The 16,117-nt window shown below is 59.3% G+C and carries 12 protein-coding genes; 11 read left to right on the forward strand and 1 reads right to left on the reverse strand.

Annotated elements, in window-relative coordinates; all coding sequences use genetic code 11:
- Window positions 1–229 precede the first annotated feature (229 nt).
- The 5 genes from ACWI8T_RS02160 to ACWI8T_RS02180 all read left to right on the forward strand — a co-directional run bounded on the left by ACWI8T_RS02160 (window position 230) and on the right by ACWI8T_RS02180 (window position 6,060).
- Window positions 230–1,606, forward strand: a complete 1,377-nt coding sequence (locus tag ACWI8T_RS02160; RefSeq protein WP_449137787.1) for a carboxylate--amine ligase — start codon at window positions 230–232, stop codon at window positions 1,604–1,606.
- 1 nt (window position 1,607) lies between these two features.
- Complete coding sequence (locus ACWI8T_RS02165) at window positions 1,608–2,438, forward strand: lipoprotein intramolecular transacylase Lit (protein WP_449137788.1); 831 nt, start codon at window positions 1,608–1,610, stop codon at window positions 2,436–2,438.
- A 25-nt stretch (window positions 2,439–2,463) separates the two neighbouring features.
- Complete coding sequence (gene gltX / locus ACWI8T_RS02170; protein WP_449137789.1) at window positions 2,464–4,047, forward strand: glutamate--tRNA ligase; 1,584 nt, start codon at window positions 2,464–2,466, stop codon at window positions 4,045–4,047.
- 79 nt (window positions 4,048–4,126) lie between these two features.
- A complete protein-coding gene (locus tag ACWI8T_RS02175; protein ID WP_449137790.1) occupies window positions 4,127–5,194 on the forward strand; it encodes a 4Fe-4S dicluster domain-containing protein in 1,068 nt (355 codons plus the stop codon).
- Window positions 5,195–5,334: 140 nt separating this feature from the next.
- Window positions 5,335–6,060 (forward strand): NUDIX hydrolase, encoded by a 726-nt coding sequence (locus ACWI8T_RS02180; RefSeq protein WP_449137799.1) that lies wholly within the window; start codon window positions 5,335–5,337, stop codon window positions 6,058–6,060.
- A 101-nt stretch (window positions 6,061–6,161) separates the two neighbouring features.
- On the opposite strand, the gene ACWI8T_RS02185 is transcribed toward ACWI8T_RS02180, so the two are convergent.
- Window positions 6,162–6,758, reverse strand: a complete 597-nt coding sequence (locus tag ACWI8T_RS02185; RefSeq protein ID WP_449137791.1) for a TetR/AcrR family transcriptional regulator — start codon at window positions 6,756–6,758, stop codon at window positions 6,162–6,164.
- A 214-nt stretch (window positions 6,759–6,972) separates the two neighbouring features.
- Between ACWI8T_RS02185 and ACWI8T_RS02190 the strand changes: the two genes are divergently transcribed.
- The 6 genes from ACWI8T_RS02190 (at window position 6,973) to ACWI8T_RS02215 (ending at window position 16,042) form a co-directional block, all read left to right on the forward strand.
- Window positions 6,973–8,424, forward strand: coding sequence for a radical SAM protein (locus ACWI8T_RS02190; protein ID WP_449137792.1), 1,452 nt, complete (start codon window positions 6,973–6,975; stop codon window positions 8,422–8,424).
- A 201-nt stretch (window positions 8,425–8,625) separates the two neighbouring features.
- A complete protein-coding gene (gene metK / locus ACWI8T_RS02195) occupies window positions 8,626–9,888 on the forward strand; it encodes a methionine adenosyltransferase (RefSeq protein ID WP_288169668.1) in 1,263 nt (420 codons plus the stop codon).
- A 91-nt stretch (window positions 9,889–9,979) separates the two neighbouring features.
- Complete coding sequence (gene priA / locus ACWI8T_RS02200; protein ID WP_449137793.1) at window positions 9,980–12,103, forward strand: replication restart helicase PriA; 2,124 nt, start codon at window positions 9,980–9,982, stop codon at window positions 12,101–12,103.
- A gap of 228 nt (window positions 12,104–12,331) precedes the next feature.
- Entirely contained in the window at window positions 12,332–12,874 is a 543-nt protein-coding gene (def, locus tag ACWI8T_RS02205; protein ID WP_281668994.1) for a peptide deformylase, read from the forward strand.
- A 27-nt stretch (window positions 12,875–12,901) separates the two neighbouring features.
- Window positions 12,902–13,855: a methionyl-tRNA formyltransferase gene (fmt, locus tag ACWI8T_RS02210; RefSeq protein ID WP_288169671.1), complete on the forward strand. Its 954-nt coding sequence runs from the start codon at window positions 12,902–12,904 to the stop codon at window positions 13,853–13,855.
- On the forward strand, window positions 13,856–16,042 hold the full coding sequence (locus ACWI8T_RS02215) for a transcription antitermination factor NusB (protein ID WP_449137794.1): 2,187 nt from the start codon (window positions 13,856–13,858) through the stop codon (window positions 16,040–16,042).
- The last annotated feature ends 75 nt before the right edge of the window (window positions 16,043–16,117 follow it).

Genomic DNA, 16,117 nt, shown 5'->3' on the forward strand with positions numbered 1-16,117 from the left:
AGCCCTGGTAGCATGCGAAGCCGGCGATGCGCGCCCATGACGGCTTCGGGGTATCTTCTTGGGTTTTGTTCACGCGCGCGCCTTCCTGAATATGCTTATTGGGAGCTTTCATAATAGCGCGACCGCCCGCCAGATATGGTGCGCTTTGGGAGAATGCGCACGCGTTTCACGTTGCTTCGCGCGCTTGTCGTATGCTAGGCGCGTATACGACAGAAAGAAGGAAGAGCTCATGCCTACTAACGCCCAGCTCACCGATGAATACCTCGCGCTTGTCGCCGAACGTGGCGGCGACGTGCAGGGCCGCCTTGCCGCGCGCGAGCACATGAACAATTCAACGGCGATTTACCACCACGAGGTGGTCGACTCGTCGTACGTGCCGCGCCTGTACAACCGTGAGACGCACGAGCGTTTCGCGTATATCGCCGAGACCACCTATTCGATTTTGTCGAAGGTCATGCGCGAGTATTTGGAAAACCCCAGCTACCGCCATGTGTACGATATTGACCCGCGCTTGGTGGAGCTTATTTTGCTGCCGCGCGGCTACGACGCGCTGCTGCCGTTCGCGCGCGTGGACTTGTTCCTGAACGAAGACGACATGTCGGCGCAGTTCTGCGAATTCAACGCCGACGGTTCTTCGGGCATGAACGAGAACCGCGAAATCACCGCGAGCATTGTGGATTCCGAGCCCTTCAAGGCATTCGCCGCAGCCCACAAGATTCGTACGTGCAACGAAGAGCTGTTCGTCGGCTGGGTCGACGAGTTCCTCAAAATCTACGACACCTACGATTTGAAAGTCGCCAATCCGCATGTCGCGATTGTCGACTTTTTGGAAAACGCCATTACCGAAGAGTTCAAGATTTTCGCCGGCCTGTTCGCCGAGCGCGGCATCGAGTGCTCGGTATACGACGTGCGCGATTTGGCGTTCGAGAACGGCGAACTTATTGGCAAGAAGGCGTTCTATGGCCGCGACAACGCGAAAATCGATGCTATTTGGCGCCGTAGCGTGACCAACGATATCATCGACAACTGGGAGGCGTCGCAGGCGCTTATCTCGGCCGTTCGCGAGCGCAAGGTGGCGCTCATCGGCAGCTTCGCGGGCCATTTGGTGCACGACAAGCAGATTTTCCAGGTGCTTCATATGCCCGAAACGCAGGTGTTGCTCACCGACGAAGAAAACGCTTTCGTGCGCGACACGGTGCCGTTTACCTCGTTTTTGACGAGCGACGTGGTGGCTGAACGCAACGTGAAGGCCACGCGCGAAAACTGGATCATCAAGCCGACCGACGCCTATGGCTCCAAAGACGTGTTTGCGGGCTCGAACTATACCGACGAACAGTGGGTCGAAATCGTTGACGCCCACGTCGATAGCAAGGCGGGCGCGCCGTTTTTGGTCCAGCGTTACTGCACGCCGTTCAAGACGCTCGCCATTCCGCTGTATGGCACCGAGGCCGATGCCACGGTAGAGCCCTCGCCGTATAACAATATGGAAGGCCTGTATATCTACAACGGCCGCTTCACCGGCGTGTTCAGCCGACTGGGGCCCGAGCCGGTTATTTGCAAGAGGACGCACGGCATTACCGCCGCGACCATTTGGGTGGATGAATAGCATGGCGAAAAGCGAGTCTTCGGCGCGCATCGTGACGAGCGTCGTGGCCGTGATTTCGGCGGTGGCGTTGGCCGTGAGCCTTGTCGCGGCCGGCTTTGCGGCGTGCGCCGTGCCCGACGTTTCCACCAAGGCGCTTGCGAGCGCTTATTCGACCGACGACGCCTCGCCATTCACGAAAGACGAGCTCGTTGCAGCGGCGGTGCAAACGAAGCGCTACACCATCGACGACAACGACAAGGCTGCGGTGTACGCCACAATCGCCGCGATCAATGCGCAAGAGGCGCTCGCCGGCACGGCTGGCAAGGGCGCTCCCAAGATCGACGTAACAGCGAACTATGCTGCAGGCGAGCTTTCCGACGAGCAGATTGCAACGCTTGAGGCGGCATTCGACGCGGCGAGCGAACGCTACGTGCTCACGCCCGATGCCGTAAGCCACCTCGACGATGTGTTCGGCGTGGTGCAGGCTGCGAAGTGGTGGCTTCTTGCCGCCGTGGTGGCCGCGTGCGTTGGCTGCACGGCGACGGCATTTCGCGGCGGAAAGCGCCTGCTCGGGCGCGTGCTCACAGGTGCGGGCGTTTCCGTTTTGGCGGTTTTCGCGCTGCTCGCGGCGTGGGTCGCCATCGATTTCGACGGCTTCTTCGCGCAATTCCATTCGCTGTTCTTTGCGGCAGGCACGTGGACCTTCAGCTGGGATTCTTTGCTCATTTGCATGTATCCGCCTGAATTTTGGGTGGGCATGGGCGCTATTTGGCTCGTGGTCACGGTTGCGTGCTGCGTCGTTTGCATTACTATAGGAAGGCTGCTGCGCAAAGGGTCAACCCAAAAGCGCTAAGAGACTATTGGAAGGATAGATTCGTATGGCAGATTCGACCTCTGGCGTGCGCGTTCGTTTCGCGCCTTCGCCCACGGGCAAGCTTCATATCGGCGGTGCCCGCACGGCTATTTACAACTGGGCGTTTGCTCGCGCCACGGGTGGCACGTTCGTGCTGCGCATCGAGGACACCGATCCCGAGCGCTCCACCGAGGAAAACACGCAAATCATTCTGCGCGCTATGCGCTGGCTCGGCCTTGATTGGGACGAAGGTCCCGAAGTGGGCGGCGATTTCGGCCCCTACAAGCAAACTGAGCGCTTCGACACCTACAAGGCTGCCCTGGAGCAGCTTAAAGAGCGCGGCGCGGTGTATCCGTGCTTCTGCACGAAGGAAACGCTCGACGCCAAGCGCGAGGCTGCCGAGAAAACTGAGGGCGGCTATTCGGGCTACGATCGCACGTGCCGTTCGCTTTCCGCTGAAGAGGCGCAGGCGCGCATCGATGCAGGCGAGCCGCATGTATGGCGCCTGAAGGTGCCCGAGAACCATGGCCCCATCGAGTTCGACGACGCCGTGTATGGCCACATGAGCTTCCCGGCCGACGTTATGGACGACATGATTCTGGTGCGTACCGATGGCACGCCGACCTATAACTTCGCCGTGGTCTGCGACGATGCGAACATGCATATCACGCATGTGATTCGCGGCGACGACCACCTGTCCAACACGCCGCGCCAGATTCTGATTTATGAGGCATTGGGCCTTGAGGCTCCGACGTTCGCGCACCTCTCCATGATTCTGGGCGCCGACGGCAAGAAGCTTTCCAAGCGCCATGGTGCCACGAGCGTCGAGGAATACGCTGCGCGCGGCTATTTGCCCGACACGATGGTGAACTTCCTGGCCCTTCTGGGATGGAGCCTCGACGGCGAGACCACGATTATCCCGCGCGATGTGCTGTGCGAGAAGTTCGGCCTCGACCGCATCACGAAGAAAGACGCCGTGTTCGACGAGACCAAGCTCGATTGGATGAACGGCCAGTACATTAAAACCATGCAGGCCGACGAATGGGTGAAGCTGTCCACGCCGTGGCTGGCGCAGGCTCGCGCAGCCGGCATGGCTGCCGCCGAGGGAGCTGTGGTGGTTGACGCTGCTGAGGCTGAGCCGTTCGCGCTTTCCGACGACGAGCAAGCTGCCGCCGTTGCCGAAACCGCCGCCGACATCGAGGCGCGCCCCGTATTCTACGAGGCGCTTTACCCGTTGCTTGCCGAGCGCGAGACGAGCCTGAGCGATGCCGCCGAGAAGCTGCCGTACATGTTCTGGGGCAAAAACGTCGTGCTCGACGCCAAGAGCGTGAAGAAGGTTTTGCAGAAGGAAGGCGCCCGCGCCGATGAAGCGCTGCGCGCGTGCCGCGAGGTGCTTGCAAACGCCGAGGCTTGGGAATGCAATCCCATGCAGGAGGCGTGCCGTGCGCTGTGCGAGCCTATGGGCATCAAGCCCAAGCTCATGTTCCAGCCGCTTCGTGTTGCCGTGTGCGGCAACATGGTGAGCCCGCCGCTGTTTGAGAGCATTGAGCTGCTGAATCGCGAAGACGTGCTTGCTCGCATCGACGCGACGCTTGCTGCCGCATTCTAATATTTCGCCCGCGCCGGCAATGCGTTCGGCGCGGGCGCTCTGCGTTGTTAAGGCTGCTTAAAGGGGGATTCTCGCAGCGATGAAAGTTCTCACGATTCCTGAACACTGCACGCGTACGCACGGCGCACATTGCACGCGCTGCCAGCTCGCGTGTCCCGCCAAGGCTCTTTCCTTCGACGAAGCAGGCGCGCCGGTTATCGATCGCGATGCGTGCACGAAGTGCGGCGTGTGCATTGGCGTGTGCGACGCGTTCTCTTCGAGCTCGGCGACGGCTTTGCGCCTGTATGACCACTTGCGCAAAGTAGCCATGCGCGGAGAAATCGTATACCTCACCTGCGAAGAGAACGTTTTCCCTGGTTTTGAGCCAGCGAAAAATGTCACGGTGCTTCCATGCTTGGCGTGCGTGCCTCCCGAGTTGTGGACGCTTCTGCTCTCGCAGAACGTTCCTGTGTGCGTGGCGTGCGATTTGAAGTACTGCGAAGATTGCTCGCGCGCTGCGAAAATCGGCGAGCTGCTTTTTACCAAAGCCATCGAAATTGCCGAAGCGCAAACGGGCGAGAGCGTTCACTTCGATCGCGAGATTCCCGAATATGTGCCCCCTGTGGAGGCTGTGGTTGATGACGAATTCGACCGTCGTGCCGCGTTCGACAGCGTGAAAGACGATGCGTTCGGCATTATTTCTGGCCGCCGCCGTCTGAAGCAGTCTGACACCCTGAAGGAGGCCTATCGCAAGAAGGAACGCGAACGCATGCGCGAGGCGCTGAATTTGAGCGAGGGCGAGTACTTAAGCGACGCGCTCGAGAAGGGCAGGGCGACCCGCGTCATGCCGCCTCGTCGCCGCATGCTGCTTGAGGCCTATGCTGCCAAGCCCGATATTGCCGAAAATGTCGAAGTCGCCGTGAGCGCGACCGACCATGACGCCTGTGTGGAATGCCTCGATTGCGTGGCGAAGTGCGCGAGCGGCGCGCGCATCGCGACCAAGGAAGGCCACCTGGAGTACGACGCGCGCTACTGCGTCGGCTGCGGCGCGTGCGAGGCTGCTTGCCCGCGCAACGCCATCGAGCTCGTCGAGGCGACCTTCGCCGATCTTTTGCCGGAAGGCCCCGGCAAGCCAGCTATTGAGCCCAATCTGGCCGATTACGAGTAGTTGTACGAAAGTGGGGTAGGAGGTAAGCCTTCTGCCCCATTTTTTCTTTGATGGGAAACTGCTGGTTTCCGGTTTTGTGTGCGGGGCAGGGAATCGATCCTGCCTTGCTTTGACGTACGAGGGGAGTGCATGTGGAAACGATGGCCCGCGATCGCGCCCGACTGATTGCCGACATTGAAGCCTTCGAGCCGTTCAATGAGCAGGAATCGGTCGATAAACAGGTGATCCTTCGTGCCCTCAAAAGCGACCCCAATTGCTTCGAGCGCTCTGCGCAGGCGCATATGGCGACATCGATTTGGACGGTTGATGCTTCTTTTGAACGCACGCTGCTTGAATGGCACAACATTTACCAATCGTGGTCGTGGATTGGCGGTCATGCCGACGGCGTGGCCGATTTGCGCGCGGTTGCTCTTCGCGAACTCGAAGAAGAGACCGGCGTGCATGGCCGCATTCTTTCGTATGGCCGCGGCGTTTCGGCCGAGGGCGAGCTTGTTCGAGGGAATGGCGTTCTGGGAGGTTCGGATCTTCCGCTTGGGCAGGACGCGTTGTGCGAAGGCGGTTTCGCGCAGGGTTTTGCATCTTGCCAACGAGCTGATTTCCGCTCTAACGGTGGTGATGTTTTCTCGCTCGAGGTGCTCACAGTGAACGGCCACGAGAAGCGCGGCGCATATGTGGGCTCGCATTTGCATCTGAATGTGACGTATTTGGCTCAGGCAAATCCCGATGAGCCGCTGAAGGTGAAGCCTGACGAGAATTCCGCCTTGAAGTGGGTGCCGCTCGACGACGCTGTTCGCCTGTCAAGCGAACCGTGGATTCGCGACCGCATCTACCGCAAGCTTATCGCCAAAACCCGCGCCTATTGTTGACCGAACCTGTTAAACGCTACGAGCATTTAACAGGTTGCTGGGCGATGGGCTTCGGCTGCGCAAATCCACCGACCTGTTAAACACTGCGAGCATTTAGCAGATTACTCTGTTTCCAAGATTCCGTTGACGCCTCGGGTCATTGCTTTTGCGACGATTCGGGCGATTTCGTTAAAAGGCACGTCGTCGCCTGAGTTGTACCAGTTTTCATAGGCTTCGAACATGCCGCCCAGAATGAAGCGTGCATAGTACTCGGTGTTTTCCAGGGGTTTAAGGCCGCGCGCCGCGCGTTCGCGCTGAATAGCTTCGACCCAATAGGGCGTCATGGCCGAAATAAGGTGCTTAATGGGAAGCTTTTCCATGAATATTGGGTTGAACAGGCGCGTTTGGCGATAGCTTTCACCAATCTCGTGCGCAACGCCATCGACATCGAGCGGCACGGTGTCCAAAACGCCGCTTGCCTTGATGCGCTCCATGGTTTTTTGCGCGTGTCGTTTCGTCATGGTGTCGAGCACGTCGTCGACCGAGTCGTAGTGCAAATAGAACGTCTTGCGATTGATGTTGGCTTCTTTCGCCAAAGCGCTTACGGTGATTTTGTCGTAGTCGGTTTTCAGGATGAGGCTCGCCAAGCCCTCCTCGATTGCTTGGCGTGTTTTCAATACGCGTCGATCGATTTTCTTCGCGCCGCTTTCCTGTGCCATATTCTTTTGCGCCCCTTTGAATCTGAAATCAACATTTCGGCAAAGTTAACCCCAAATTAAAACACTCTGTTGCTTATGCTCCACCTGTAGCAATACTGGCAATTGTCCCCTTTGCTTCGAATCATGATAATGCACATATGGGCATAAAACCACACATGTAGAAAAAATAATGAAGCGCCACGTCGCCAAAACGCGGCGAGAAAAGGGGAGTGTTATGGTCGCTTTGGATTCCGTGAAGCATGCGGCATTGTGCAAAATGGTTGATTACCTGTTTGAAGACCCTGAAACAAGGTTTCCAAAGGCGATGGAGATGGTCGACAAGGCCGCCCCGCGCAACCTTTTCCCTTCGCAACGCGAGGCATTCCGTAATGCAATCGATGAGAAGAACAACTGGTATCAGCTGCTCATGAAAATTGCCCATTTGAACCCCGAGGTGCGAAATCGCCTGGTGAAATCGTTCTTGATTGACTCGAACCTCATGGTGTGGGGCGAGCAAGAGAAGAATCGCGACAAATACCAGTGCAACATTCCGTGGGCGATTCTGCTCGATCCCACGAGCGCGTGCAACCTGCATTGCACGGGTTGCTGGGCTGCGGAATACGGCCATAAGCTCAACTTGAGCTACGACGACATTGACTCTATCATCGAACAGGGCAAAGCCTTGGGAACGCACGTGTTCATCTATACGGGCGGCGAGCCCTTGGTGCGCAAGCACGACCTCATCAAACTGTGCGAGGCGCATCCCGATTGTGCGTTCCTCTGCTTTACGAACGCCACGCTTATCGACGAGGCGTTCTGCCAAGACATGATTCGCGTAGCGAACTTCGTGCCGGCAATTTCGGCTGAAGGCTTCGAGGAAGCCACTGATGCTCGCCGCGGTGAAGGTGTGTTCCAGAAGGTGTCGAAGGCCATGGCGCTGCTTCGCGAGCACGGCCTGCCGTTCGGCGTTTCATGCTGCTACACCGCTCAGAATGCGAGCTCAATAGCGTCTGAAGAATACTTCGATTGGCTTATCGACCAGGGCGCATTGTTCGCGTGGATTTTCTCGTTCATGCCTGTAGGCCACGGGTCTACGTCCGACCTTATTCCCAACGCCGCTCAGCGCGAGCACCTGTACAACTTCGTGCGCGAGATGCGCCAGACGAAGCCCCTGTTCACGCTCGACTTCCAAGACGACGGCGAATTCGTGGGCGGCTGCATTGCTGGCGGGCGCCGTTATTTGCATATCAATGCTGCCGGCGACGTGGACCCGTGCGTGTTCGCGCACTACTCGAATGCGAACATCCACGACGTAAGCCTGCTTGACGCGCTGCGTTCGCCCATTTTCATGGAGTATTACTACGAGCAGCCCTTCGACGGCAACTATCTGCGACCGTGTCCCATTCTGGAGAATTCAGGCATGCTCGCCGACATGGTTGCACGTTCCGGCGCGAAATCGACCGATTTGCAGCACGAGGAAACCGCCGAAGAGCTCTGCGCGAAAACCAAGGCGTTCAGCGAGGAATGGGCGCCTGTGGCCAAGCGTTTGTGGAACGACCCGCGTGATCCCATGCATGGCAAGCGCATGACGAAAACCCAGGGCATGGCCGAGGCCGACATGCGCAAGTTCGAACGACTGCAGAAAGAAGGCCGAACGCTGCATTACAACGGTGGCCTGCGTTCATAATCGCCTGTTCGTGTCGTTCTCGTGTGCGTAGGCGGCCTGGTTCGCCGTGCTGTCGATTTCGGCTACTATGTGTACCTTGTGCGCCAGGCGCACCAGTATTTATCAAGATCCGGGGAAGAGGGTTGGCTCGTCGATCCCGGTACCAACCGGGGGCAACACCCACGGTGGTCCCGCCAACAACGATGAAGAAAGGAATTCTGAATGTCCAACGAGAATGCTACCTACCTGTTCACGTCCGAGTCGGTGACCGAGGGTCATCCCGACAAGCTGTGCGACCAGGTTTCTGATGCCATTCTGGACGCGATTCTCGCTAAAGAAATCGAGCTCGAAAAAGCCGGCTATATTTCGCCGAGCGGAAAGCCTGCCGATGTGTCGCAGGTTCGCTGCGCGTGCGAAACCGTTGCCACGACGGGCACGGTGTTCGTGACGGGCGAAATTCGCACGCAGGCCTACGTCGACGTCGACACCATTGTGCGCGACGTTGTTCGCTCCATCGGCTACGACCGCGCAAAGTATGGCTTCGACTGCGACACCTGCGGCGTAATCAACGCCATTCACAGCCAGAGCCCCGATATCGCCCAGGGCGTCGATGAGAGCTGGGAGGCCCAGCACGGCGAAGCCGCCGATAAGGAAGACGAAACCGGCGCGGGCGACCAGGGCATGATGTTCGGCTACGCCTGCAACGAAACGAGCACGCTCATGCCGATGCCCATTTATCTGGCGCATCGCCTCTCTGAGCGCCTGACCGAGGTTCGCAAGAACGGTACGCTTCCGTTCCTTCGCCCCGACGGCAAAACCCAGGTTTCGGTCCGCTATGTCGATGGCAAGCCCGAAGCCGTCGAGAAGGTGCTCATTTCTACTCAGCACGACGAGGGCGTTGAGCATGACCAGCTCGAGGCCGCGCTTATCGAGCATGTGATTAACCCTGTGCTTGCCGCTGAAGGCCTGAAGGCCGCAAGCGACATGGATATCTATGTTAATCCCACGGGTCGTTTCGTCATCGGTGGCCCCATGGGCGACACGGGCCTCACGGGTCGCAAGATTATCGTCGATACCTACGGCGGCATGGGCCGTCATGGTGGCGGCGCGTTCTCGGGCAAAGACTGCACGAAGGTCGACCGCTCCGCAGCATACGCTGCGCGCTGGGTCGCCAAAAACGTTGTGGCGGCTGGCCTGGCCGATCGCTGCGAAGTGCAAATCGCCTACGCCATTGGCATGGCTCGTCCGGTGAGCATCATGGTCGACACCTTCGGCACTGAGCATGTGTCTGTGGCCGATATCGAGAAGGCTGTGTCTGAGGTTTTTGACCTGCGCCCGGCCGCGATTATCGACGCGCTCGACCTTCGCCGCCCGATTTATCGTCTTACCAGCAATTATGGCCACTTTGGCCGTGAGCTTCCCGAGTTCACGTGGGAGCGCCGCGACAAGGCCGAGGCGCTGCGCAAGGCATGCGGCTTGGAGTAGTTCGCCCGCGCGCATTTCGCAAACACGAACATATGTTGTATTTTGAAAGCGAGTCTCATCCGGGGCTCGCTTTTCTTATATACTCGCCTGCATGAGAACCGTTTCCTTAGTTTTGGACATACAAACCCAGTCGCTCGACAGCCTCTACACCTACGTAGTTCCCGCCGATATGGTCGGCGTAGAAGTGGGTTGCGCCGTGCTTGTCGAATTCGGCGCGCGCCGCGCGATTGGCTACGTCATGGAGGTTTGTGAGCGGCCCGATTCCGAAATTGATCCAACCTCGGTTTCGCGCCTCAAGCCGCTGCTCTCGGTGCTTTCTTCGCCGTACTTCGACGAGGACGGTGCCGCGCTTATCCAATTTATCGCCCATGAATACGTGGCGCCGCTCAGCTCGTGTGTGCATTTGCTCACGCCCGTGGGCCGCGCGCCGAAGGTCGTGAAACGCGGCGATGTGTGGGAGTTGCAAAAGCCTGCGCGGCGCAGAAAGAAGAAGGGCGAAGCCGAGGCTCCTGTGCCGCTCGATGAAGACATCGCCGAGGCCGCCGAGGCACGTGAAGGCTTCGCGCTCACCGAAGGCCAGGCAGCGGCGCTTGCGTGCGTTGATGCGTGCATTGACCGCTGCGCCGGCGAGGCGTGCGTGGTCGATGGCGTGACGGGGTCGGGCAAAACCGAGGTGTACCTGCGTGCGATTCGCCATGCGCTCGAGTTGGGGCGTGGCGCCATTGTGCTCGTACCTGAAATTGCGCTCACTCCTCAAACGGTGTCGCGCTTTGAGGGCCGCTTCGGCGATACCGTGGCGGTTATGCATTCGCGCATGACGGCGGGCGAGCGATTCGACCAGTGGGAAGCGGTGCGACTAGGCAAAAAACGCGTGGTCGTGGGTGCGAGAAGTGCGCTCTTTTGTCCTATGGCAACGCTTGGCCTCGTCATTATCGACGAAGAGCACGAAAGTACCTATAAGCAGGAAAGCGCGCCGCGCTACCACGCGCGCGATGTGGCCGCATGGATGGCTCAGCGCACAGGCGCCGCGCTTGTGCTGGGCAGCGCGACTCCTTCGTTCGAGACGCTGTGCCGCTGCAAGGTCGACGATATGTGGCATCGCGTGGTACTTCCGACGCGCGCGAATGGCAAGCCTATGCCCGAGGTGCGCATTATCGACATGGCGAAGGAATTCGGCCGCGGCTCTCGTTCCATGTTCGCCAAAGAGCTGCAGGAAAACCTGTTCGCCGCGGTCGATGCAGGCCGCAAAGTCGTGCTCATGCTCAATCAGCGTGGATTCGCGAACTTCTTGCTGTGTCGCGATTGCGGCTATGTGCCCGAATGCACTACGTGCTCGGTTTCGCTGACCTATCACGAAGTGGGCCGAAAGCTCGTGTGCCACCATTGCGGCAAAACCTCTCAGGCACCCGTGTCGTGCCCGGTGTGCGGGAGCCCTTATTTGAAGAAGTTCGGCGCGGGAACGCAGCGTGTGGAGATGGAGCTGCGACGCATACTCGACGAACACGCGAGCGCAACTGGCCGGCCGCTTCCGCGCGTGGTGCGCATGGACTCCGACACCACTGCGACGCGCGATGCGCATGAAAAGCTGCTCGCCGAATTTGGCCAGCCCGGTGCGGCGGTGCTTTTGGGCACGCAGATGATTGCGAAGGGTCTCGATTTCGACGATGTTGTGCTCGTGGGTGTGATCAACGCTGACACGCAGCTGCGCTTGCCCGATTTCCGCTCGGCGGAACGCACGTTCGACTTGGTGGAGCAGGTTGCAGGCCGTGCGGGCCGCGGGCACTTCGAGGGCCGCGTGCTCGTGCAAACCTATATGCACGACGCGATGGCCATTCTTGCAGCTGCGCATTACGATCGTAAGCGTTTTCTTGCCGATGAACTGCCGAAACGCAAGATGCTCGGGTATCCGCCGTATGCGCGCTTGGCGAATATTTTGGTATGGGGCGCCGAAGAGGAGGCCGTGCGCGCCGAAGCCGAGGCGCTCGCGAAGCGCGTGCAGGAGCAGATTGACGATATTGTGGGTGATGGCTGGCAGAGCCTGGGCGCGGCCCCGTGCGCCATCGATAAGCTGCGCGGCCAACACCGCTGGCACATTTTAATCAAGGCGCCTGCAGGAGCCGACATCTCAAAGCTCGCCGAACCGGTGATTCGCAAGCGACGCGCGAACAAGAAAGTCAATGTCGCCGTCGACGTTGACCCGAACAGCTTACTGTAGTTTGTGCGAACTCTGTCCCCGTGCGTCGCGCTGGGGTGACGTGGCAGAGCGCCCAATCTGCCACTCGCCAAGCGCGCATGTGCCGTCTATTGCCGCCGTCCGCGTATTTGTGTGTACCATCTGCGCATTTGTCGGCCCAGCTGTCACTCTTTGATATACTCTCGGCTGCAAACTTTGCTTGTTGAAACGGGGCCTGATTCGTGGCCCTTTCGATAAAAGGAACTGAATATGGCTTTTGACACGCTCCCGGTGGTGGAATACCCCGACCCCATTCTTCGCCAGGTGTGCGAGGAGTGCGACATCAAAGACAAGAGCTTGAAGAAGCTCGCGAAGCAAATGGCGAAAACGATGTACAAGAACAACGGCTGCGGCATTGCCGCACCGCAGGTGGGCGTGCTTAAGCGCATCATCGTGATTGACTGCGACCAGGAAGATGGCCGCCAAGACCCCATCACGCTCATCAATCCTGAAATTCTTGAACTCAAAGGCGAATTTGTCACTGAAGAAGAGGGCTGTCTTTCATGCCCCGGCATCTCTGTGCCTGAATGTCGTCGTGAATACGCCGTGGTGAAATTCACCGACTTCGACGGCGAAGATTACATCATCGAAGGCGACGGCCTGCTCGGTCGCTGCCTGCAGCATGAAATCGACCATTTGAACGGCAAAACGCTGTTCGAAAGCGCTGCGCCCGCTGCACGCCTCAAGGCGCTGCGCGATTATGAGATCGCGCGAGCGGCAGGCGCCAAGCCGGGTGAAACGAGCATCGACTAGCAAACACTTTCGAAAGGCGGTGATTCCATGCGCGTTGTGTTCATGGGAACCCCCGATTTTGCGGCGAGCATTCTTATCGAATTGAAGGAACAGCACGACGTCGTCGCCGTGTACACGCGCGCCGATGCGGTGCGCGGCCGTGGCAAGAAGCTCGTACCGTCTCCGGTGAAGGAAGTCGCACTTGGCGCGAACATTCCGGTGTTCGAACCCCGCACGCTTCGCGACGAAGCTGAAGTCGAACGCCTTCGCGCTCTCGACCCCGACGTTATTTGCGTCGCCGCGTACGGCATGATTCTGCCGCAGGCTGTGCTCGATATTCCGAAGCATGGTTGCTTGAACGTGCACGCGTCGCTTCTGCCGAAGTATCGCGGTGCGGCCCCCATCGAGCGCGCCATTCTGAATGGCGACGACGAGGCGGGTGTGTGCATCATGCGCATGGAGGCAGGTCTTGATACGGGCGATTACTGCATTTGCCGTTCTTGCCAAATCGCGGGCATGAATGCCGAGCGTTTGACGGGCGAACTTGCCGACAAAGGCGCGTATGCACTGCTTTCGGCCCTCTACGATGTGGAGCATGGCGTACAACGTTGGGTCAAGCAGGCTGAGGAAGATGCTACGTGGGCGCCCAAGATTGAAAAAGGCGAGTTGAATCTGAACCCCGCGATCGAGTGTGTCGAGAACCTTCGCCATGTGCAGGCATCGGGCGTGCAGCACCCTTCGAAGTGCTCCATCGCGGGCAAAGGCGTCACGGTGCTTTCTGCGGCAGCGCTTTCGCAAGACGATTCGTGCTTCGAGGCCGCATCGGGCCTTGCGCAGGGCAAGGTGTTGTTCGCGCAGAAACGGTTGTTCCTCGGATGCGCCGACGGCGTTTTCGAGATTTTGGAAATAAAGCCTGACGGGAAAAAGGAAATGGATGCTCGTTCGTTCGCTGCGGGCGTGCAGAACATCAAGTCGGGCGAGATTGAGTGGGAGACATTGTAAATGGCATACGATAACAAGGGCGCAGGCGATTCTCGCGGCAACCGACCGAACAACAATCGCGGCGGCAACGGCCACGGCAACGGCGGATACCACGGCAAGGGTGGCGACTCTCGCGGACGCGGCAACGGCGACAAAGGCGGCTTCCGCGGCTCGAAGGGCCAGGGCGGCTACAAGAAGCGCGACGGCGAGCGCAAATTCGACCGCGACGATAATCGTGGCGGCTACAAGGGCGGCAAGCCTCAGGGCGGCTACAAAGGCCGTGGCGATCGCGACGATCGCGGTGAAGGCCGTAAGTTTGACCGCGACAATCGTGGCCCGAAGCGTGATTTCAAGCGCGACGATAATCGTGGCGGCTACAAGAAGCACGACGGTGAGCATAAATTCGACCGCGATGGTGGCCGTGGCGGCTACAAGGGCGGCCGCGACTTCGACCGCAAGCCTCGCGGCGATCGTCGCGACGGCGATCGTGATTTCAAGAAGGGCGGCTACAAGAAAGACTTCAGCCGTGACGAGCGCAAGTTCGAGCGGGGCGAACGCGACTTCGACCGCGACGGCCGTAAGTTCGACCGCGACGATCGCGGTCCGAAACGCGAACGCTCCTTCGATGGCGACAGGCGCGACGACCGCCGCTTTGACAAGCGCGATGGCGGCAAGCTCGAGGGTCGTGGGGACCGTCGTTTCGACGACCGCCCGAAAAAGCGCTTCGACGACGACAAGCGTGGCTTCAAGCCGCGCCGCGACGACGACCGCCTCAACACTCAGGTTGACGACGATGCCCCCCGCAGCGAATACCGCGAACACCGTCGCAAGGGCGAAGGCTATCGCGGCACGGGCGGCGGTTACCGCAAGCCTAAGGGCCAAGTGCATGTGACGCCTGCTCGCCAGGCTGCCTGCGCCATCGGTCGCGTGGTGCGTGAGCGTAACGCCTATGTTGCCGAAGTCACGCCTGCCGTGCTCGCCAAATTCCAGGGTATTTCCCCTGAAGACGCTGCGTTTGCCACGAAAATCGCGCGTGGCGTGACTGCGACGGTCGGCACGCTCGACGAGTTCATTAACCGCAACATGAAAACCCCGAACGACATCGACGAGGTCGTTCGCGACGCTATGCGCGTGAGCGCCTATGAGCTGTTGTTCCTCGACAAGCCCGCCTATGTAGTTGTTGACCAGGGCGTTGAGCTCGTGTGCTCCGTTGCTCCCAAGGCGGGCGGTCTTGCTAACGCCGTGCTGCGACGCATGTCGGAAAGCGCGAAAACGTTCCCGTTTGGCAACCCGAACCTGAGCCTGCAGGTGCTTGCTCGTTCGCAGGCTTTCCCGATGTGGCTCGCCAAGCGTCTCATGAACGAAATGACGCTGCCGAAGGCGACCGCATTCATGCATGCCTGCAACACCGATGCTCCGGTGTTTATCGCCGTGAATTCCGTGAAGGGCGATTTCGAGCAGATCGAAGAGGCTTTTGACCAGGCCGGTTCGCTGCTTGAGGCGTCGGAAGACGTGCAGGGTTGCTATCGTGTGAAGGAGGCTCGTTCGCTGCGCAGCGCCGACGTGCGAGCGCTGTTCGAGGCTGGCGAGCTGCTCGTGTCCGACGAGGGCGCGCAAACCGTGGCGCAGTTGGCCATGCCTGCCGAAGAGCCCGCAAGCTTCCTTGAAATCGGCTCTGGCCGTGGCACGAAGACCATTCTGCTCCAGAGCGCCGCGCATCGTGCATTTGGCCATTGCGTGCCTATGACCTCGGTCGATGACCATGAGTTCAAGGGCAAGATTCTTGGCGAACGCTGTGCCGCGTATGGCATTGACACGGTTGAGCCTCTCACGGCCGACGCGCGCACTCTTTCGCAAAAGCTGCCCGAGGCAAGCTTTGACGCCGTGCTGCTCGATGCTCCGTGCTCGGGTGTGGGCACGCTGCGTCGTCACCCTGAGATTCGTTGGCGATTGAAGCCCGAAGATATCACCAGCATGGCCTCCATCAATCTCGACTTGCTCATTGAAGCGACCAAGATGGTGAAGCCGGGCGGCGTTATCACCTATGCCACCTGCACCGTTTTCCCTGAGGAAAACGAGCAGGTTGTCGAGCGCTTCCTGAAGACGAAGTTCGGCGAGCAGTTCGAAATTGAGGAGCAGGTGCAAACCACGCTCACGACGAACGGCCCCGACGCCCATTACGCCGCGCGCCTGCGTCGCCGCGCATAACGAATTGACGCGCTTGAGCGCGAACTCACAAGAAGAGAGCCCCAATCGGGGCTCTTTTCTTGTTCTGTAGGCTTC

The organism is Slackia sp. (assembly GCF_977041755.1).